The organism is Antarcticimicrobium luteum (genome assembly GCF_004358185.1).
GTDB classification, from domain to species: Bacteria; Pseudomonadota; Alphaproteobacteria; order Rhodobacterales; family Rhodobacteraceae; genus Antarcticimicrobium; species Antarcticimicrobium luteum.
The window spans coordinates 19,061-37,287 of sequence record NZ_SMUV01000060.1 but is presented as its reverse complement, the minus strand read 5'-3'; the positions used below and the strand labels follow the sequence as shown (position 1 = coordinate 37,287).

Here is an 18,227-nt window from a genome sequence, read left to right as displayed (position 1 = left end):
GTGACCCCCGCACAAGAGAACGAAAAAACGGCCGACGGGATGCCCCGCGGCCGTTCATTCAGTTCTTCTAGCGTGACACAACTTATACAGGAAACCGTGCGCTCTGTCAAGCCGCATGCACAGAGAACCGCAGGCTAAGCGTGCGGTCCTCTTAACAAATTCCTGATTGTCGCCCGGTCCGGAACCGGCAGGTCAGTCGCCGCTGTTCTGCCGGTCCGCCTCGATCCGGCGCCACTTGACGACGTTGCGGTTATGCTCTTCCAGCGTTGCGGCAAAGGCATGTCCGCCGCTGCCGTCGGCGACGAAGAACACGTAATCCGTCGCCTCCGGGTCAACTGCCGCCTCCAGGCTTGCAAGCCCCGGATTGGCAATCGGCGTCGGCGGCAGCGCGTCGATCACATAGGTGTTCCAGGGGGTGACCTTGCGCAACTCGCTCTGCCGCAGCCCGCGGCCCAGCACGCCCTCGCCCTTGGTCAGACCATAGATCACCGTCGGGTCGGTCTGAAGCCGCATGCCGCGCTCCAGCCGGTTGATGAACACGCTGGCCACCTGCCCGCGCTCTTCCGGCACCCCGGTCTCCTTCTCGATGATCGAGGCCAGGATCAGCATCTCCTCCGGCGTGCCAAAGGGCAGCCCCTCGCGCCGCTTCGCCCAGGTCTCGGCGATGCGCTCTTCCTGCAACGCCCGCATCTCGGCCAGCAGCGCGCCGCGCTCCATGCCGCGCGTCACCTCATAGCTGTGCGGCGCCAGCATGCCCTCGGGCGGCCGCGGACCGGCCTCGCCGCTCAGCACCTCGATGGCGTTCAGCGCATCGACCACCTGCCAGCTTGTCACGCCCTCGGCCACCGCGATGCGGAACCTTGTGTCCGCCTTGGCGCGGGTCTGTACAAAAGCCTCCGGAAACTCCCCGGATTTCAGATCGAAATCGGCCCGCTCGACAAAGGCGCGCGTCGCCGGATCCAGCTCCCGCACCTCCACCTGGGTCCGGGTCACGCCGATCCGATAGACGATCTCGGTGCCGCAGGTGCTGGCTCCGCCGCGGGTGATCTGATCGACGATCTCCTCCATCGTGGCATGTTCGCGCAGCAGAAAGCTGCCCGCCTTCAATTGTCCGGTCTTTTCACTGTAGCGCGCACCGATCCGAAAGATCGTGCCGCTGCCGATCGCACCCTGGCTTTCCAGATCGCGGCTGACCCGGGTCATGTTCGAGCCGCTCTCGACCCGCAGGCAGATCGCCTCGGCCAGCGGCCCCTCGGTGGTGTATTGCCGCTGCCCCCAGAGGATCACGCCGGCCACAAGAAACAGGACAATCGCAAGGATTGTCAGCATGTTAGAGGCAAGGCTACGCCACATTACCGAAGCTTTCCGAACACGACGCTCGCATTGGTGCCGCCGAACCCAAAGCTGTTCGACAACGCCACGTTGATCTCGCGCTCACGCTTCTGGTTGGGCGCAAGGTCGACCGGCGAATCGATTGCCGGATCGTCCAGGTTGATGGTCGGCGGCGCCACCTGGTCGCGGATCGCCAGGATCGAAAAGATCGCCTCGATCGCGCCCGCCGCGCCCAGCAGGTGCCCGGTCATCGACTTGGTGGACGACATCGTCACCCGCGCCGCCGCGTTGCCCAGCAGCCGCTCCACAGCGCCCAGTTCGATGGTGTCGGCCATGGTGGAGGTGCCGTGCGCGTTGATGTAATCCACGTCCCCCGGCTCGATCCCGGCATGTTTCAACGCCGCCCGCATCGAGCGTTCGGCCCCGGCGCCATCCTCGGACGGCGCGGTGATGTGATAGGCATCGCCCGACATGCCATAGCCCAGAACCTCGGCATAGATTTTGGCGCCGCGGGCCTTGGCGTGCTCGTATTCCTCCAGCACGACAACGCCGGCCCCCTCGCCCATGACAAAGCCGTCGCGGCCCTTGTCATAGGGACGGCTGGCGGCCTGCGGATCGTCACCGTATTTCGTGCTCAGCGCCTTGCAGGCGTTGAACCCTGCGATGCCGATCTCGCTGATCGCCGCTTCGGCGCCGCCAGCGACCATCACATCGGCATCGCCGTACTTGATCAGCCGGCTGGCATCGCCGATGGCATGGGCGCCGGTCGAACAGGCGGTCACCACCGCGTGGTTTGGCCCCTTGAAACCAAAGCGGATGCTGACCTGGCCCGAGATCAGATTGATCAGCGCACCGGGGATGAAAAACGGCGACACCCGCCGCGGCCCGCGCTCCTTGATCAGCACGGCGGTATCGGCGATCGAATTCAGCCCGCCGATGCCCGACCCGATCATCACGCCGGTGCGCTCGCGGCTTTCCTCGTCCTCCGGCATCCAGCCGGAATCGCGCACCGCCATATCGGCGGCGGCGATGCCGAAAAGGATGAAATCGTCGACCTTGCGCCGTTCCTTCGGCGCCAGCCAGTCGTCGGGGTTGAAGGTGCCGTCGCTGCCGTCGCCCAGAGGCACCTCGCAGGCATAGGTCGTGGTGACGCCACTCGCCGCCGCGTCGAAACGGGTGATCGGACCGGCGCCGGACTGCCCCTCCAAAAGCCGCGTCCAGGTTTCCTCAACCCCGCAGGCCAAGGGCGTCACCAATCCCATTCCGGTTACAACGACTCTGCGCATGAACAGCCCTCTTGCCTCACTTCGTTCGAGAACCGCTCTTACCCCGCCGCAGCCCATGGGGGCAAGCGAAACGGCATCGGTTCGGCGGCTTCCGCCCCGCCAGCGGGCCCGGAAACGGAAAACGGCGCCGACCCTAGGGGCAGCGCCGTTTCAAAATCTGACGATCCGTATCTGATACTCTTCAGCGGATCAGGAAGCTTCGGTGATGAACTTCACCGCGTCGCCAAAGGTCTGGATGGTCTCGGCGGCGTCGTCGGGGATCTCGATGCCGAACTCTTCCTCGAAGGCCATGACCAGCTCAACGGTGTCCAGGCTGTCGGCCCCCAGATCGTCGATGAACGAGGCGCTTTCGGTCACCTTGTCCTCTTCAACACCCAGATGCTCCACAACGATCTTTTTCACGCGATCTGCGACGTCGCTCATGTCTCTTCCTCATTCCGTTTGAGGCCACTGGCCCCAGATTATGCCCTTGCCCGCTCGGGGTGGCTTGGTTTTGCCCGGTCCGGGCGGCTCGGTCCCGGTGGCCCGGGGTCAGGCAGGCCCCGGCCGTGTATGGCCGCTGCCCCTCGAATATGCGCCGCCTATAGCATAGTCCGGCGCAATGGCAAACGCTTTCAACTCGCGTCGAAAGCCCGTCTATAGCATGGCCATCCCGCCATTCACATGCAAGGTCGCGCCGGTCACATAAGCGGCCTCGGGACTGGCAAGATACAGAACCGCGGCAGCGATCTCGTCCGGCTGGCCCATGCGACCGGCGGGGATCTGAGCGTTGATCTTGGACTTCTGCTCGTCGGTGAGCTTGTCGGTCATCGCGGTGGCGATAAAACCGGGCGCCACGGCGTTGACGGTGATTCCCCGGCTCGCCACCTCGTAGGCCAGCGATTTGGACATGCCGATCACACCGGCCTTCGAGGCGGCATAGTTGCCCTGGCCGGGATTGCCGGTGGCCCCGACGACCGAAGAGATGTTGACGATCCGGCCCCAGCGCGCCTTCATCATGCCGCGCAGCACGCCTTTGCACAGCTTGAAGGTGGCGGTGAGGTTGACGTCCAGCACCTGCTGCCATTCCTCGTCCGACATCCGCATGAACAGGTTATCGCGGGTGATCCCGGCGTTGTTGACCAGGATATCGACCCCGCCCATCGCCTCGGCCGCCTGTTTCGGCAGTTCCGCGACCGCCTCGGCATCGCTCAGGTTGCACGGCAGCACATGGGCGCGCTCACCCAGCTCGGCGGCCAGCGCCTCCAGCGGTTCGGTCCGGGTGCCCGACAGACCCACGGTCGCGCCCGCGCCATGCAGCGCCTTGGCGATCGCCCCGCCGATGCCGCCCGAAGCGCCGGTGATCAGCGCTGTCTTTCCCGTCAAATCAAACATGCTCTGTCCCTCTCGGTTAACTCAAATGTCTTTCGAGGACATTTGCCGAAACTCTTCAAAAGAGTTTCGATCTCACACCATAGCTTCCACAACGGCCTTCACATCCTCCGGCGTACCCACCGCCTTGCAGGCGATCTCGCGGTCGATCTTGCGGATCATCCCCGACAACGCCTTGCCGGCGCCGATCTCCCAGGCCTCGGTCACCCCCTGCGCGGACATGTACTGCACGCTCTCGCGCCAGCGCACCGCGCCGGTGACCTGCTCCACCAGCAGCGCCCGGATCGTGTCCGGATCGCTCACCGCCTCGGCGCGCACATTGGCGATGACCGGCACCGCGGGCGCCTTGATCTCCACCCCCGCCAGCGCCTCGGCCATGACATCGGCGGCCGGCTGCATCAGCGCGCAATGGAACGGCGCGCTCACCGGCAGCATGATGGCGCGCTTGGCGCCCTTTGCCTTGGCGATCTCGGCGGCGCGTTCCACCGCCGCCCTGGCGCCAGAGACCACCACCTGTGTCGGATCGTTGTCATTGGCGGCCTGGCAGACATCGCCCTGGGCGGCCTCTGAGGCTACCGCGCGCACCGCCTCCAGATCGAGGCCGAGGATCGCCGCCATCGCGCCTTCGCCCACCGGCACCGCCGATTGCATCGCCTGGCCACGGGTGCGCAGCAGCCGCGCGGTATCGGAAACACTGATCGCGCCCGCAGCGCAAAGCGCGGAATATTCGCCCAGCGAGTGCCCCGCGACAAAGGAGGCGGCGGTATCGAGTCCCACCCCCTCGGTCTCCAGTGCCCGCATCGCGGCCAGCGAGGTCGCCATCAGCGCCGGCTGCGCGTTCCGGGTCAGGGTCAGGGTCTCGATATCGCCCTCCCAGATCAGCGCGCTCAGCTTTTCACCCAGCGCCGCGTCGACCTCGTCGAACACCGCCCTGGCGGCCGGATAGGCCTCGGCCAGCGCCTGGCCCATGCCGATGGTCTGCGCCCCCTGTCCGGGGAATACGAATGCGCGGCTCATGCCGTCCTCCTGCTTGCCTTTGCGTCCCGAATAGACCGCCGCGCCGCTCTGTGCAATGGCGCGCCGGGTCTGTGCCCTGCTGCCCGTTGCCGCCGCCGCGCCGCAACATAACCTGAAGACAAATCACTCAGGAGAGCCCCAATGCCCCTTGCGAATACAGACCGCAGCTATGGCGCGGTCAGCAAAACATTTCACTGGCTGACCGCGCTGCTGATCCTGACCGCCCTGCCGCTCGGCTGGATCGCCAGCACACTTGCCCATGCGGCCACAGATCCGGCAAGCGGCGCCACCGATGCCGATGTCGCCCGCGCCGGCCTGCTGTTCTCGCTGCACAAGACCGTCGGCGTGGCGGTGTTCTTTGTCGCCCTCGCCCGCATCCTCTGGGCGATGACCCAAGCCAAACCCGGGCTGCTCAATGCCGAAAACCGGCCAGAGGCCACGGCGGCCGAGCTGGCGCACTGGCTGCTCTATGGCGCGCTGGTGCTGGTGCCGCTGTCGGGCTGGGTACATCATGCCGCCACCACCGGGTTTGCCCCCATCCTCTGGCCGTTCGGCCAGTCGCTGCCGTTCGTCCCGAAAAGCCCGGCGCTGGCCGAAATCTCCGGCGGGCTGCACTTTATCGCCATGCTGGTTCTGGTCGCCGCGCTGCTGGCGCATGTGGCCGGCGCGCTCAAGCATTTCGTGATCGACCGCGATTTCACCCTGCAACGGATGCTGCCGGGATTCGGCGCCGGCCCGCAGCCGGGCAAAGCACGCCACAGCGCCCTGCCGCCGGTGCTGGCCGCGCTGGTCTGGATCGGCGCGCTCGGGCTTGGGGGCGCCGCCGGGCTGCTCTCGCCCGCCGCGCAGGCCCCGCGTGGCCCGGCGCTGGAACGGCTGGCCTCGGATTGGCAGGTGCGTGATGGCGCGCTGGAGATCACCGTGCAGCAGATGGGCAAACCGGTTTCCGGCCACTTCGGGGACTGGACCGCCGCGATCACCTTCGAGCCGCGCGACACCCCCGGCCCCGCCGGCAGCGTCGAGGTGCAGATTTCGATCCCCTCGCTCGCCCTCGGCTCGGTCACCTCCCAGGCGATGGGCGCCGATTTCTTCGACGCCGAGCGGTTTCCCCGCGCCGTGTTCCGGGGCGAGATCGTCAGGACCGAGACCGGTTATGCCGCGCGCGGCCCGCTCAGCCTGCGGGGCGTGGAGGTGGCGGTCGCCTTGCCCTTCGCGCTGGAGATTGACGGCGACACCGCGCAGATGGAGGGCGCGCTCAGCCTCGACCGGCTGGCCTTCGGCATCGGTCAGGGCATGGCGGAGGAGGCCAGCCTCGGCCATGGCGTTGCGGTGTCTGTCACCCTCATCGCCACGCGCAGCCCCGCCCCGTCGACCTGACGCCCCGCCACAATGGCCACGGACAAGAAAAAGCCGCCGGGCCCGTCTGGGTCCGGCGGCAACCATTTACCAACTCTAAAAAGGCAACTGGTTATCGATACACCCGGTATCAGTCGGCCTTCATCGCCTCGATGGACAGCAGGACGGACACCTCATCGCTGACATAGGGCGCGAACATGCCCAGGTCAAAATCGGTGCGCTTCAGAAGCGTGGTGGCGCTGAACCCGGCCCAGGGCTTGCCCTCCATCGGGTGATCGGCCACCTGGTTCAGGACCGCATCCAGGACCACCGATTTTGTCACCCCGTTCAGGGTCAGATCACCGGTGATCAGCGCGGTTTGGTCGCCTGTCACCTCGATGCCGGTGGAGGTGAAGCTGACCATCTCGCTATCGTCGGCGCCGAAGAAATCGGGCGACATGAAATGCTCGAACCGCGCCTGCCAGCCGGTCAGCATCGAGGTCACCGGCATCGACACGGCAACGCTGGAGCTTGCCGGATCTTCCTGGTCGAACATGATTTCACCGGAAAAGCCCGAGAACATGCCATAGCCGGTGGAATAACCCAGATGGTTATAGCTGAACACGATCTGGCTGTGGCTCGGGTCCAGCAGGTATTTTTGCGGCGCAGCAAATGCCGCGGTTGCCGTGGTTGCCAGCATCGCAGCGGCGAACAGAGCGGTCTTCATCCCATTAATCTCCATGTGGTTTTTCGGGTTTGCAGATGCAGCACAATTTGATTGTGCAGCAGGTGCAAACAAGGTCGTAAAAACCCACAGGGGCTGTTGCCTGGTGAACAGAGGTGCCGATTTACATGCAAATCGGAACCAGTTGGCGCAGCTGCGACCGTAACGCCGCGCGCCGGGCCGGATCGGACAGACGCAGGCCAAGCAGCAGCCGGCCGTCGAAATCGTACAATTCGACCCGTTTTTTGTGGAACCGCACCCGGCCCAGGCTGTCGTAGCCCCGGCGCAGCACGACATGCGGCAGACCGTCGGCGGCCTTGACCAGAACCCGCAGTTCCCGCCGGATCGGGTCGAAACAGACCTCGGGCATATTGTCGGAATGATGGATCATCACCAGCGCCAGCCCGCAGAGCAGAAAGAACAGCGAGGCGCCGAGTTTCAGCAGCACGAGGTCAGCGTCCGACCGGCTTCCGGGCAGGAACCACATGGCCGACGCGGTCAGGATCAGGAACACGCCCACCGCGCGGAAAACCGTCAGGACCACCGGGTACCGTGGCCCGAACGCGATCAGCAGTGGGGTTCCGTCCCCGATATAGGGCGCCGGCCCTGCCGGCCCGAGCCCAGCGAAATCCATCTTTGCCATATTCAGCAGCGTCTTTCTGGCGCATCGTCCCCAAGGGCCATTTCGGGTCCGAATTGCGTCAGCAATGCGGCGGGGGCGTGAAAATCGCCGGGCAGCCGCCTTTGCGGCGCGCCTGTGCCGATGCGGGCTTGCCCGCAGGGCTCAGACGTGTATATGGGGCCATCCTTTCGCACCTTTTTATCCGAACCGCGCAGTCTCTCGTGGCGGGGCCGCGAAGGGAAATGGCCCCACCTATGAAATGCGCCTTGACAGAAACAGGAGTCTACATGCCCCTCTATGAGCATGTCATGATCGCGCGCCAGGATCTTTCCAGCGCGCAGGCCGAAAGCCTCGTCGAACATTTCGGCACCGTCCTCGCCGACAACGGCGGCAAACTCGTCGATAGCGAGTACTGGGGCGTCAAGACGATGGCCTACAAGATCAACAAGAACCGCAAGGGCCACTATGCCTTCCTGCGCACCGACGCGCCGACCGACGCCGTGCAGGAAATGGAACGCCTGATGCGTCTGCACGACGACGTGATGCGCGTCCTGACCATCAAGGTCGACGGCCACGAGGAAGGCCCCTCGGTCCAGATGCAGAAACGCGACGATCGTGAGCGCGGCGACCGTGGCGACCGCCGCGAACGTCGCTGATCAACCCGAAGAAAGGACGCTAAACCATGGCTGCAAAACCGTTTTTCCGCCGCCGCAAGGTCTGCCCCTTCTCGGGCGACAATGCACCCAAGATCGACTACAAGGACACCAAGCTGCTGCAGCGCTATATCAGCGAACGCGGCAAGATCGTGCCCTCGCGCATCACCGCCGTCTCGGCGAAAAAGCAGCGTGAACTGGCCCGCGCCATCAAGCGCGCGCGCTTTCTCGCCCTGCTGCCCTACGCCGTGAAGTAAGGAGATAAGCAGATGCAAGTTATCCTTCTGGAACGCGTGGCCAAGCTGGGCCAGATGGGCGACGTCGTCGACGTCAAGCCCGGCTTTGCCCGCAACTACCTGCTGCTGCAGGGCAAGGCGCTGACTGCGTCGAAAGAGAACATCGCCTCTTTCGAACAGCAGAAAGCCCAGTTCGAAGCGCGCAACCTCGAAACCAAAAAAGAATCCGAGGCGCTGGCCGACAAACTCGGCGGCCAGCAATTCGTAGTGATTCGCCAGGCCTCCGACGGCGGCAACCTCTACGGCTCGGTCACCACCCGGGACGCCGCCGACGTGGCAACCGAGGAAGGCTTTTCGGTCGATCGCAAGCAGATCATCATCCGCCAGCCGATCAAATCGCTGGGCGTGCATGAGGTCGAGGTGCACCTGCACCCCGAGGTCATGGTCACGATCGCGCTGAACGTCGCCCGCTCGCCCGAAGAGGCCGAGCTTCAGGCGTCGGGCAAGTCGATCCAGGAACTGGCGGCCGAGGAAGAGGCACAGGCCGATTTCGAGATCTCCGAACTGTTCGACGACATCGGCGGCGCCGCATCGGACGACGACGATATGGCCCCGGCCGCATCGGACGAGGACGAAAGCGCCTCCTGACCCGCACAAGGGTCAAGCAGATCGGGGCCGTGCGATACTCGCGCGGCCCTTTTTCGTGGCGCCGCGCCCTCCCGCCCCGGCAATCCGCCGCCCATTCCGGACCGCGGGCTTCTTGCCGACTTTCGGATCGGCTAAACTGAGCGGGTCCAATCTGAAGGTGCCCGATGACCACACGCCCGAGCCCACCGACGCCGCCCGCCCTGTCGCGCCGCCGCGCCCTGTTGCTGCTCTCCGCACCACTGTTGCTCGCCGCCTGCGGCGGTCGGGTGCACAGGTCCAGCCGGAACGCGCCCGGCGAGCCGACGCTCTATCCCAATGAAACCCCCGAGTTGCGCCGCCAGATCAACAAATGGGCCGACCATTACGACGTGCCCCGCGCGCTGGTGCAGCGGGTGGTGATCCGCGAAAGCACCCACCGCCCCTCGGCCCGCAACGGCCCCTACTACGGGCTGATGCAGATCCACCCCAAGACCGCGCGCGGCATGGGGTACAGCGGTCGTCCCAACGGGTTGCTGGATGCCGAGACCAATCTGAAATACGCCGTGAAGTACCTGCGCGGCGCCTGGCTGGTGTCCGATGGCAGTTTCGACAAGGCGGTCGGCTGGTACGCCCGTGGCTATTATTACGAGGCCAAGCGGCGCGGCCTGTTGAAAGAGACCGGGCTGATCTGATCCGGATTCCATCGCGCCAAGGTGCGACGGCAGCGGGAATTACACAACTTTCAGGTGATTGCGTTTGCCTCACTGGCGGATTTGCGGCAAAACTTCCTATAGTTTTTTCAAGTGGTGCCGCCTCGTCAGTTTCCCGGACTGCGCGTGCGCTTTGCACCGGTCCGGACATGGTATCAGGAACCGAAGGTGATGTATGAACGAAATTGACGTATTGGTAGGTAGTCGTATCCGGGCAAGGCGTTACGCTCTGGGAATTAGCCAATCCGAACTGGGCGAGGCGATTGGCGTCAGATTTCAACAGATTCAGAAATACGAAACCGGTGCGAACCGGGTCAGTGCGTCGCGGCTGTGGGCAGTGGCGGAAAAGCTGGGGGTCGATATCGAGTATTTCTTCGAAGGCATCCGCTCGGCAACGGCGCAGGCGGGACTTAACGAGAAGCCGGGCGAACGTTTCAATTTCCTGTCCGATCAGGAAGCAATCCAGATGATGGAGCTGTTTCATCAACTGCCCCGCTCGCAACGCAGCGCGGTCATGGCTATTGTCAGGTCCATGGCCGAGGCACCGCCGCAAGACCTGCGCATGGCAACCTGACGCGGAGCAGCGGCCGGCCCCGAGGAGACCCGAAGGTGAATCTGATCGATCTCAGCACGGTTCCCAATACGGATGACAATTTCATGTCATTCCTGGACACCCTCTGCGAGTCGCTCGAATTCGAATACGCCTCTTACGCCACAACGCATCCGATCACCGGCGACGTGCAGGGTTACGCCAATTATCCCGACAGGTGGAAACTGCACTATGCCAAGCGCGGCATGCACCGGGTCGACCCGACCCTCTATCAGTCCGCCCGCAGCATCGCGCCGGTGGACTGGGGCCGGTTCACCGAACACCCGCATTTCAAATCCGTGTTCAACGACGCGCGCGACTTCGGCATCACCAACTGCGGTCTGACCGTGCCGATACGGGGCCCCTACGGCGAATGCGGCCTGCTCAGCGTCACCCGGAATTGCGACGCGCACGAGTGGAACCTGCTGAAGAAAAAGGTCGTCGGCGACCTGCAGTTCGCCGCCGTCCACATGCATGACAACGTGATGCGCTCGGGTGTGTTGCACAAGGCGCTGCAGCGTCCCGCTCTATCCGCACGCGAATTGCAGATCCTGCAATGGGTCGCCGCCGGCAAGAGCCAGCAGGACATCGGCGATATCCTGTCGATCTCGCATCGCACGGTCGAGGTGCACCTGCGATCGGGTCGCCAGAAGCTCAGCGCGCTGACCACCGCGCAGGCGGTCGGCCGCGCCATCGGCCTCGGGCTGATCCATCCCAGCTGATCGGCCGAAGGCACCCGCCTGTCTTCCGACCAATGCCATTCCTCCTACGGCCGTCCGCGTCGCGCGACTACGGGAAACCCCTAATGGCGATTACCGCTATCGTGGATAACGATATGTGAACATCACGGCTGGTAGGGGATGACCATGATTATCGTAATCGACGCACTCAATCGACACAGGTTCGGAAAGATCCTGGACGAAATGTACAAGCTCCGCGCTCGGGTCTTTCAGGACCGGCTCGGCTGGGAGGTCACGGTCCGCAACGGCAAGGAGATCGACGCCTTCGACGATCTCGACCCGGCACACGTGGTGTGTCTGGACGAGGACGGCGATGTCGTCGGCTGCATGCGACTGTTGCAGACCACCGGCCCGCACATGCTGGCCGACGTGTTTCACACCCTTCTCGATGGGGAACCGCCGCTGCGCAGTTCGCAGATCTGGGAAGCGACGCGGTTTTGCGTCGACACCAGAAAGCTGGCCGGCGGCAAGACCCGCAACTCGATCTCTTATGTCACGTCCGAGGTGATGCTCGGTGCCTTTGAATATGCCCGCGAGGCCGGGGTGCTGGACGCCGTGGCGGTGATCGATCCGGTGATGAACCGGGTGATGAAACGCTCGGCCAACGCGCCCTATGACTATCTCGGCACCCCCAAGCCGATGGGCAAGGTGACGGCGATGGCGGCGCTTATGGACTGCTCGGATGCGCGTATTGACGCCATCCGCGCCTTTGCCGGGATCGACCATGACGTGTTCCTGTCCGAGGACGAGGCGCTGGCGCTGTTCAACCGCAACCGGAAACAGAAGGAGGCCCCGGCCGGGGTCAGCCACCTGTTCCCGCAGGCGGCGGCAGGCAGCGACGCGGCCGCTCCCGCCGCGCTCAGGGCGACGCTTCAGCAATACTGTTATGAGCAACTCCACGGGGCACGGGACCAGGCGGATGTCGACGCCGCCCTGGCCCTGATCGAGATGCTCGCGGACCGGTTCGGCACGGCCTCGGCGGCCGAACTCGACAGTGTGCTTCACCCCTCCCCCCGCCACTCACGGCAGATGAGCCTGGCCAGCGTCAACTAGGCTTGGCCAGGCCTCGGGAAGATGGGCCGTCCCGGGGGATTCGGGGCGGCCCGTTCGTTTGCGCCGGCTGCGGCGCGGCGCCGCGCGCCCATCCCGGAAACGAATACGGGCCGCCCACTGGGCGGCCCGCTGCATTTCACCTTGGTGAAACGGATCAGTCGTCGTTTTCCATCTCTTCAACGGCCTTTTGCAGCTCGTCCTTGGAGATCTCTTTCTCGCTGACCTGAGCCAGTTCGCAAACGTAATCGACGACCTTGTCCTCGAAGATCGGCGCGCGCAGCTGCTGTTGCATCTGCTGGTTCTGCTGCACGAATTCAAAGAACTGGCGTTCCTGGCCCGGGTACTGGCGGGCCTGGTTCATGATCGCCTGGGTCATCTCGGCATCGGTGACCTGCACTTCGGCCTTCTGGCCCAGTTCGGCCAGAAGCAGGCCCAGACGCACCCGGCGCTCGGCCAGTTTGGTGTGCTCTTCGGTCGGCTCGATTCCGTCGTGGTTGTGGTCGTGCACCTCCGGGTGCTCCTCGTGCCACAGCTGATGCGCGATCTGCTTGGCCTCGGCCTCGACCAGGCTCGGCGGCAGGTCGAACTTGACCATCTCGTCCAGCTTGTCCAGCAGACCACGCTTGAGCACGGCGCGGGCGGCACCGGCATATTCAGCCTCCAGACGCTCGCCGATCTGCCCCTTCAGCGCGGCGAGATCCTCGGCGCCGAATTTCTTGGCCAGCTCGTCGTCGATCTCGGCCGCGACGGGTTCCTTCACCTCTTTGATGGTGCAGGAGAACACAGCCTCTTTGCCGGCCAGATGCTCGGCCTGGTATTCCTCGGGGAAAGTGACGGTGACGTCCTTTTCCTCACCGGCCTTGACGCCGGCCAGCTGCTCTTCGAACCCGGGGATGAACTGGCCAGAGCCCAGCACCAGCGGATAGTCCTCGGCCGAGCCGCCCTCGAAGGGTTCGCCATCGACCTTGCCGAGGAAGTCGAACACCACCTGGTCGCCGTCTTTGGCCTTGGAGCCCTTCTTGCGGTCTTTGAAATCCTGCGCGGTCTCGGCCAGGCTGGCCAGCGCCTCGTCGACGGCGGCGTCGTCGGCCTTGACGACCATGCGCTCCAGGCTGATCGAGGCCAGGTCGACCTCGGGGATCTCGGGCAGCTTTTCATAGGCCATCTCGACATGAACGTCGTCGCCCTCTTTCCAGTCCTCGTTGGTCATCTTGACCTCGGGCTGGAGCGCCGGGCGGTCGCCGCTGTCCTCGAAATGCTTGTTCATGGCGCCGTCGATGGTTTCCTGCATCGCCTCGCCCATCAGGCGCGGGCCGAACTGCTTTTTCAGCAGCGCCATCGGCACCTTGCCCTTGCGAAAGCCCTTCATCTCGATCTCGGGCTGGGCTTCGGCCAGTTTCTCGTTGACCTTGTCGTCCAGCTCCTGCGCCGTCAGCATAAGCTTGTAGGCGCGTTTCAGACCCTCGTTCAGCGTTTCGGTGACCTGCATCAGTATTCCCCATAGAGTCGAAGGCGCACGAAAGCCGCGCGCGCAGCAAATTTGTGGCCTTCTATTTGCCCCCGCCCGGCTGCGCAAGGGCGATTGCGAGCCCGGGCGGCAAAACCGGCGGCGAAACGGCCAAAACAAAGGGCCCGCCGCGATCCGCGACGGGCCCCCCGGCCGGCGACAATGGCCAGCGACAATGGCCGGATCAGAATTTCCAGCGCGCGCCGAACAACACGGCGCTGGCATCGTTGTAGGTGGTGCCCGAGGTGTCCGAGAAGCTCAGGTCGCGATAGCTGGCGTAGGCCTCGACGTTGTAGGCGTCGATCTTCTGCACCACGCCCACGCCCCAGGATTCGGAGTCCGAGCCGGCGCTGACCAGGTCATCGCCGCTGTAGTAGTCCGCCGACACCGCCGTCGCGCCGATCGACAGAACGTTCATCTTGTAGCCGAGCTTGGCGTAATAGTAATCGCCCGAGGTGTCCCGCGCGCCATAGGACAGAACGCCATTCAGGCCGGAGGTATGTTCCAGCGCGACCGAGGCGACGGTATCGCGGGTGTCGGTGCCGGTCGCCTTGTCGGTCCAGGCCACGCCCAGCGCGCTTTCCAGTTTCAGATCGCCGAAGTCTTTGCCATAGCGCAGCGTGACATCGTAGTAATCGTCGTCAACGCCCGCTTTCAGCACCTCGGTGCCGTAGGAGGTCGACAGGACGAACCCGTTCCAGTCCGGCGAGTCGTATCGGATGCGCCCTTTGCGGCCGCCGTCAAAGCTGGCAAAGGCATCACTGAGCTTGATGCCCGAGAGAGCGCCGGCGCTGGTGGTCAGCTGATAGCCGCCGCCCGCGTAGACGATCGACTCGCCCATCACCACCGTCGTGCCAGACAGATCTGAGGTGCCGATCCCGTCGCTGGCCATGCTGCCCTGACCGGCCGAAATCGTGCCGTAGGCCCCGGACAGGCTGAAATCCACATGCCGCAGATCAGTGCGGTCCCAGTTGACGTTCTTGGGCGTGCTGGTCTGGCCAACCGCGCTCGACGATTTGAAACCAAAGCCGGTTTCAAAGCGGAACTGGAATTTCGACGCGCCAACGGGCTGGCGCAGGTAAAAACCCACACGGCTGTTCGAGTTCACGTTGTCGACGATCTCGTTGTGGCTGTTCACGCCGTCGTCGACCGACAGGTAGGACGGGTTGAACTGACCATAGAAGGTAAAGCTGCCGCCCGAGGCGTTCTCATAGGTCGGGCCAGCCAGTGCCGGGCCGACCGCACCGGCGGCCATAAGGGCTGCGGCGGCTGTCGCGCGAAGAATTTCGGTCATTTAGGGTGGTCTCCTGTTCCAAGACGATGTCGCATAGGCCCTCTTCTCTGAGCGCCGCACCTAACCCTTCTCCTGCCCCATACAAGACCGGGATCACGCGGATTTGACGTGACGTACCGACACCCTGCCGCGGCGGATGATCGGGCGCGCCCGGCCGCAAAGGGCCGCGCCAGGCCCGGCGATTTCAGCGGCTGTTCCCCTCCGGCGGCGGCGCGGCGTGCCCTGTCACGGTTTCGACCATGGTCAGGAAATTGGCCAGCGTCGGGGTCCGGTCCTCGCGCCGCCAGATGATCCCGGTCTCCAGCTGCGGCGCCGCGCCCGCCAGGTCCAGATAACGCACCCCCGAGCGCGCCAGATGGCGCAGCGAGGCGGGGACCAGCGCGATCCCCATCCCCGCCGAGACCAGGCTGATGATGGTCTGCATCTGGATCGCGTTCTGCACCACATGGGCGGTGCCGCCGCAGGCCGCGTAATAGCCGGTGACCAGGTCATAGAACGACGGCGCCGCCTGGCGCGGAAACACCACCAGCGGCGAGGAGATCACCGCATCGGGCGGCAGCTGGCCGTCGATCGTTCTCAGGCGCCCCTCGGCAATCCAGCTTTCTGGAACCGCGGCGATCAGCGGCTCGCAGACCAGCCTGCGATAGGCGAAGAGCGCCGGCAGCGGCGTGCGGGCATCGGGGATGACGATGCCGACATGGCCATGGCCTTCGGTCAGCGCCGCGATCTGCATATCGCTGGTCGCCTCGGTCAGGGCCAGCTCGACCTCGGGATAAAGCTGGCGGAACCCGTGCACCAGCGTCGGCAGAAGGCTGTAGTCGGCGGTGCTGACAAAGGACAGCTCAAGCCGCCCGGCGTGCCCCTTGCGAATCCGCTCGGCGATGTCGCCGAGGGCGGCCACCCCGTCGAGGGCCTCGCGCACATGCGGCAGCCACTGCGCGCCGAAGGGCGTCAGCGCCACGCTGCGCCGGGTGCGTTCGAACAGCGGCGCCCCCAACGCGCGCTCCAGCGCGCGGATCGACTGGCTCAGCGGCGGCTGTGTCATGCCCAGCCGGACGGCGGCGCGCCCGAAATGTAGCGTCTCGGCCACGGCGACGAAATGCCTGAGGTGACGAACATCCATTCTTTCATATTCCCAATGACCCAATGGAGGCACAATAATATATTTCACTCTTCGTTGGGAGGTGGATAGATTGCGCCGGACAGTCATTCAGGGAGGGTTCGATGCCCAGATATCGTTCGAGGACCAGTACCCACGGCCGCAACATGGCGGGTGCCCGCGGCCTGTGGCGCGCCACAGGCATGAAGGATGGCGATTTCGGCAAGCCGATCATCGCCATCGTCAACAGTTTCACCCAGTTCGTACCCGGTCACGTGCACCTGAAGGATCTGGGCCAGATGGTCGCGCGCGAGGTCGAAAAGGCCGGCGGCGTGGCCAAGGAATTCAACACCATCGCGGTCGATGACGGCATCGCCATGGGCCATGACGGCATGCTCTATTCGCTGCCCTCGCGCGAGATCATCGCCGACAGCGTCGAATACATGGTCAACGCCCATTGCGCCGACGCCATGGTCTGCATCTCGAACTGCGACAAGATCACGCCGGGCATGCTGATGGCCGCGATGCGGCTGAACATTCCCTGCGTCTTTGTCTCCGGCGGCCCGATGGAGGCCGGCAAGGTGGTCTGGGACGGCAAGGAAACCGCGCTGGATCTGGTCGACGCGATGGTCGCGGCGGCCGACGACAGCTATTCCGACGAACAGGTCGAGGCCATCGAACAGGCCGCCTGCCCGACCTGCGGGTCGTGCTCGGGCATGTTCACCGCCAACTCGATGAACTGCCTGACCGAGGCGCTGGGCCTGTCGCTGCCGGGCAACGGCTCGGCGCTGGCCACCCACGGCGACCGACAGCGCCTGTTCATCGAGGCCGGCCACCTGATCGTCGACCTGGCGCGGCGCTATTACGAGCAGGACGACGCATCGGTTCTGCCGCGCTCCATCGCCACGGTTGCGGCCTTTGACAACGCGATGACGCTGGACATCGCCATGGGCGGCTCGACCAATACCGTGCTGCACCTGCTGGCCGCCGCGCATGAGGGCGAGGTCGATTTCGACATGGCCCGCATCGACCGGCTGTCGCGCCACGTACCGGTCCTGTGCAAGGTCGCGCCGGCCAAGAACGACGTGCATATGGAGGACGTCCACCGTGCGGGGGGCATCATGGCGATCCTGGGTGAGCTTGATCGCGCCGGGCTGCTGGACACCTCGGTCGGCTCGGTCCATGCCGAGAGCCTCGCCCATGCGCTCGACCGCTGGGACGTGGCGCGGACCAATTCGGAAACCGTGCACGACTTCTTCCGCGCCGCCCCCGGCGGCGTGCGGACCGAGGTCGCCTTTTCGCAGTCGCGCCGTTATGACACGCTGGACCTCGATCGCGCCGGCGGCGTGATCCGCGATGCCGACCATGCCTTTTCCAAGGACGGCGGGTTGGCGGTGCTCTATGGCAACCTCGCCGAGGATGGCTGCATCGTGAAGACGGCCGGCGTCGACGAGTCGATCCTCACCTTCTCCGGCCCGGCGCGGATCTTTGAAAGTCAGGACAGCGCAGTCTCGGCCATCCTGACCGGCAAGGTGCACAAGGGCGACATCGTGCTGATCCGCTACGAGGGTCCGCGCGGCGGCCCGGGCATGCAGGAAATGCTCTACCCGACCTCCTACCTGAAGTCGAAGGGGCTGGGCAAAGACTGCGCGCTGGTGACAGACGGGCGCTTCTCCGGCGGCTCCTCGGGGCTGTCGATCGGCCATGTCTCGCCCGAGGCGGCCGAGGGCGGCGCCATCGGACTGGTGGAAGAGGGTGATCTGATCGAGATCGACATTCCGAACCGCAAGATCCACCTGGCCGTGGACGACGCGGTGCTGGCCGACCGCCGCGCCGCGCGCGACGAAAAGGGCTGGCAGCCGGACGAGCAGCGCAAGCGCAAGGTCTCGGGCGCGCTGCAGGCCTATGCGGCGCTGACCACCTCGGCCGCGCGCGGCGCGGTGCGCGACGTGAGCCAGGTGCAATCGGCGAAACAGCGCGGCTGATCCGCCGCGGGCGGGCCGCCCCGCCCCTTGACACAAAAGCGCCCGCC

The 18,227-nt window shown here is 65.0% G+C and carries 19 protein-coding genes; 9 read left to right on the top strand and 10 right to left on the bottom strand.

Features of this window, described 5'->3' with window-relative positions:
- Positions 1-192 precede the first annotated feature (192 nt).
- From mltG to fabD, 5 genes are all read right to left on the bottom strand, one after another.
- Complete coding sequence (gene mltG / locus E1832_RS08080) at positions 193-1,353, bottom strand: endolytic transglycosylase MltG (RefSeq protein ID WP_133359232.1); 1,161 nt, start codon at positions 1,351-1,353, stop codon at positions 193-195.
- The gene (fabF, locus tag E1832_RS08075) at positions 1,353-2,618 is read right to left on the bottom strand and encodes a beta-ketoacyl-ACP synthase II (RefSeq protein WP_133359231.1); all 1,266 of its coding nucleotides are present in this window, start codon (positions 2,616-2,618) and stop codon (positions 1,353-1,355) included. The genes mltG and fabF overlap by 1 nt, the downstream gene beginning before the upstream one ends.
- Positions 2,619-2,807: 189 nt before the next feature.
- Complete coding sequence (locus tag E1832_RS08070; RefSeq protein ID WP_108788894.1) at positions 2,808-3,041, bottom strand: acyl carrier protein; 234 nt, start codon at positions 3,039-3,041, stop codon at positions 2,808-2,810.
- A gap of 213 nt (positions 3,042-3,254) precedes the next feature.
- Positions 3,255-3,992 carry a 3-oxoacyl-ACP reductase FabG gene (gene fabG / locus E1832_RS08065; RefSeq protein WP_133359230.1) on the bottom strand — a complete coding sequence of 246 codons (738 nt, stop codon included), beginning with the start codon at positions 3,990-3,992 and terminating at the stop codon, positions 3,255-3,257.
- A 72-nt stretch (positions 3,993-4,064) separates the two neighbouring features.
- Positions 4,065-5,006 carry an ACP S-malonyltransferase gene (gene fabD, locus E1832_RS08060; RefSeq protein ID WP_133359229.1) on the bottom strand — a complete coding sequence of 314 codons (942 nt, stop codon included), beginning with the start codon at positions 5,004-5,006 and terminating at the stop codon, positions 4,065-4,067.
- A gap of 141 nt (positions 5,007-5,147) precedes the next feature.
- On the opposite strand from fabD, the gene E1832_RS08055 reads away from it, so the two are divergent.
- A complete protein-coding gene (locus tag E1832_RS08055; protein ID WP_133359228.1) occupies positions 5,148-6,383 on the top strand; it encodes a cytochrome b/b6 domain-containing protein in 1,236 nt (411 codons plus the stop codon).
- A gap of 109 nt (positions 6,384-6,492) precedes the next feature.
- On the opposite strand, the gene E1832_RS08050 is transcribed toward E1832_RS08055, so the two are convergent.
- Complete coding sequence (locus tag E1832_RS08050; protein ID WP_133359227.1) at positions 6,493-7,068, bottom strand: YceI family protein; 576 nt, start codon at positions 7,066-7,068, stop codon at positions 6,493-6,495.
- 121 nt (positions 7,069-7,189) lie between these two features.
- Positions 7,190-7,699, bottom strand: a complete 510-nt coding sequence (locus E1832_RS08045; RefSeq protein WP_133359226.1) for a hypothetical protein — start codon at positions 7,697-7,699, stop codon at positions 7,190-7,192.
- Positions 7,700-7,974: 275 nt separating this feature from the next.
- On the opposite strand from E1832_RS08045, the gene rpsF reads away from it, so the two are divergent.
- From rpsF to E1832_RS08010, 7 genes are all read left to right on the top strand, one after another.
- The gene (gene rpsF, locus E1832_RS08040; protein ID WP_133359225.1) at positions 7,975-8,343 is read left to right on the top strand and encodes a 30S ribosomal protein S6; all 369 of its coding nucleotides are present in this window, start codon (positions 7,975-7,977) and stop codon (positions 8,341-8,343) included.
- 26 nt (positions 8,344-8,369) lie between these two features.
- The gene (gene rpsR, locus E1832_RS08035; protein ID WP_008328567.1) at positions 8,370-8,597 is read left to right on the top strand and encodes a 30S ribosomal protein S18; all 228 of its coding nucleotides are present in this window, start codon (positions 8,370-8,372) and stop codon (positions 8,595-8,597) included.
- Positions 8,598-8,609: 12 nt separating this feature from the next.
- Entirely contained in the window at positions 8,610-9,224 is a 615-nt protein-coding gene (rplI, locus tag E1832_RS08030) for a 50S ribosomal protein L9 (RefSeq protein ID WP_133359224.1), read from the top strand.
- 164 nt (positions 9,225-9,388) lie between these two features.
- Positions 9,389-9,895, top strand: a complete 507-nt coding sequence (locus E1832_RS08025) for a lytic transglycosylase domain-containing protein (protein WP_133359223.1) — start codon at positions 9,389-9,391, stop codon at positions 9,893-9,895.
- 193 nt (positions 9,896-10,088) lie between these two features.
- On the top strand, positions 10,089-10,487 hold the full coding sequence (locus tag E1832_RS08020; protein WP_133359222.1) for a helix-turn-helix domain-containing protein: 399 nt from the start codon (positions 10,089-10,091) through the stop codon (positions 10,485-10,487).
- Between the two features lie 35 nt (positions 10,488-10,522).
- Positions 10,523-11,224, top strand: a complete 702-nt coding sequence (locus E1832_RS08015; RefSeq protein ID WP_133359221.1) for an autoinducer binding domain-containing protein — start codon at positions 10,523-10,525, stop codon at positions 11,222-11,224.
- A gap of 144 nt (positions 11,225-11,368) precedes the next feature.
- Positions 11,369-12,295 (top strand): acyl-homoserine-lactone synthase, encoded by a 927-nt coding sequence (locus E1832_RS08010; protein WP_133359220.1) that lies wholly within the window; start codon positions 11,369-11,371, stop codon positions 12,293-12,295.
- A gap of 154 nt (positions 12,296-12,449) precedes the next feature.
- On the opposite strand, the gene tig is transcribed toward E1832_RS08010, so the two are convergent.
- The 3 genes from tig to E1832_RS07995 form a co-directional block, all read right to left on the bottom strand.
- Positions 12,450-13,784, bottom strand: a complete 1,335-nt coding sequence (tig, locus tag E1832_RS08005) for a trigger factor (RefSeq protein ID WP_133359219.1) — start codon at positions 13,782-13,784, stop codon at positions 12,450-12,452.
- 202 nt (positions 13,785-13,986) lie between these two features.
- Positions 13,987-15,096, bottom strand: a complete 1,110-nt coding sequence (locus E1832_RS08000; RefSeq protein WP_133359218.1) for a porin — start codon at positions 15,094-15,096, stop codon at positions 13,987-13,989.
- Between the two features lie 184 nt (positions 15,097-15,280).
- Positions 15,281-16,219, bottom strand: coding sequence for a LysR family transcriptional regulator (locus E1832_RS07995; RefSeq protein WP_133359217.1), 939 nt, complete (start codon positions 16,217-16,219; stop codon positions 15,281-15,283).
- Between the two features lie 101 nt (positions 16,220-16,320).
- Between E1832_RS07995 and ilvD the strand changes: the two genes are divergently transcribed.
- Positions 16,321-18,180: a dihydroxy-acid dehydratase gene (ilvD, locus tag E1832_RS07990; protein WP_133359216.1), complete on the top strand. Its 1,860-nt coding sequence runs from the start codon at positions 16,321-16,323 to the stop codon at positions 18,178-18,180.
- The last annotated feature ends 47 nt before the right edge of the window (positions 18,181-18,227 follow it).

Coding starts and splice junctions, on each gene's coding strand:
- mltG (WP_133359232.1), bottom strand. CDS start 1,353: ATGTGGCGTAGCCTTGCCTCTAACATGCTGACAATCCTTGCGATTGTC.
- E1832_RS08025 (WP_133359223.1), top strand. CDS start 9,389: ATGACCACACGCCCGAGCCCACCGACGCCGCCCGCCCTGTCGCGCCGC.
- E1832_RS08050 (WP_133359227.1), bottom strand. CDS start 7,068: ATGAAGACCGCTCTGTTCGCCGCTGCGATGCTGGCAACCACGGCAACC.
- E1832_RS08055 (WP_133359228.1), top strand. CDS start 5,148: ATGCCCCTTGCGAATACAGACCGCAGCTATGGCGCGGTCAGCAAAACA.
- E1832_RS08020 (WP_133359222.1), top strand. CDS start 10,089: ATGAACGAAATTGACGTATTGGTAGGTAGTCGTATCCGGGCAAGGCGT.
- E1832_RS08000 (WP_133359218.1), bottom strand. CDS start 15,096: ATGACCGAAATTCTTCGCGCGACAGCCGCCGCAGCCCTTATGGCCGCC.
- fabD (WP_133359229.1), bottom strand. CDS start 5,006: ATGAGCCGCGCATTCGTATTCCCCGGACAGGGGGCGCAGACCATCGGC.
- rplI (WP_133359224.1), top strand. CDS start 8,610: ATGCAAGTTATCCTTCTGGAACGCGTGGCCAAGCTGGGCCAGATGGGC.
- E1832_RS08045 (WP_133359226.1), bottom strand. CDS start 7,699: ATGGATTTCGCTGGGCTCGGGCCGGCAGGGCCGGCGCCCTATATCGGG.
- ilvD (WP_133359216.1), top strand. CDS start 16,321: ATGCCCAGATATCGTTCGAGGACCAGTACCCACGGCCGCAACATGGCG.
- fabF (WP_133359231.1), bottom strand. CDS start 2,618: ATGCGCAGAGTCGTTGTAACCGGAATGGGATTGGTGACGCCCTTGGCC.
- rpsF (WP_133359225.1), top strand. CDS start 7,975: ATGCCCCTCTATGAGCATGTCATGATCGCGCGCCAGGATCTTTCCAGC.
- E1832_RS08070 (WP_108788894.1), bottom strand. CDS start 3,041: ATGAGCGACGTCGCAGATCGCGTGAAAAAGATCGTTGTGGAGCATCTG.
- E1832_RS07995 (WP_133359217.1), bottom strand. CDS start 16,219: ATGGATGTTCGTCACCTCAGGCATTTCGTCGCCGTGGCCGAGACGCTA.
- tig (WP_133359219.1), bottom strand. CDS start 13,784: ATGCAGGTCACCGAAACGCTGAACGAGGGTCTGAAACGCGCCTACAAG.
- fabG (WP_133359230.1), bottom strand. CDS start 3,992: ATGTTTGATTTGACGGGAAAGACAGCGCTGATCACCGGCGCTTCGGGC.
- E1832_RS08010 (WP_133359220.1), top strand. CDS start 11,369: ATGATTATCGTAATCGACGCACTCAATCGACACAGGTTCGGAAAGATC.
- rpsR (WP_008328567.1), top strand. CDS start 8,370: ATGGCTGCAAAACCGTTTTTCCGCCGCCGCAAGGTCTGCCCCTTCTCG.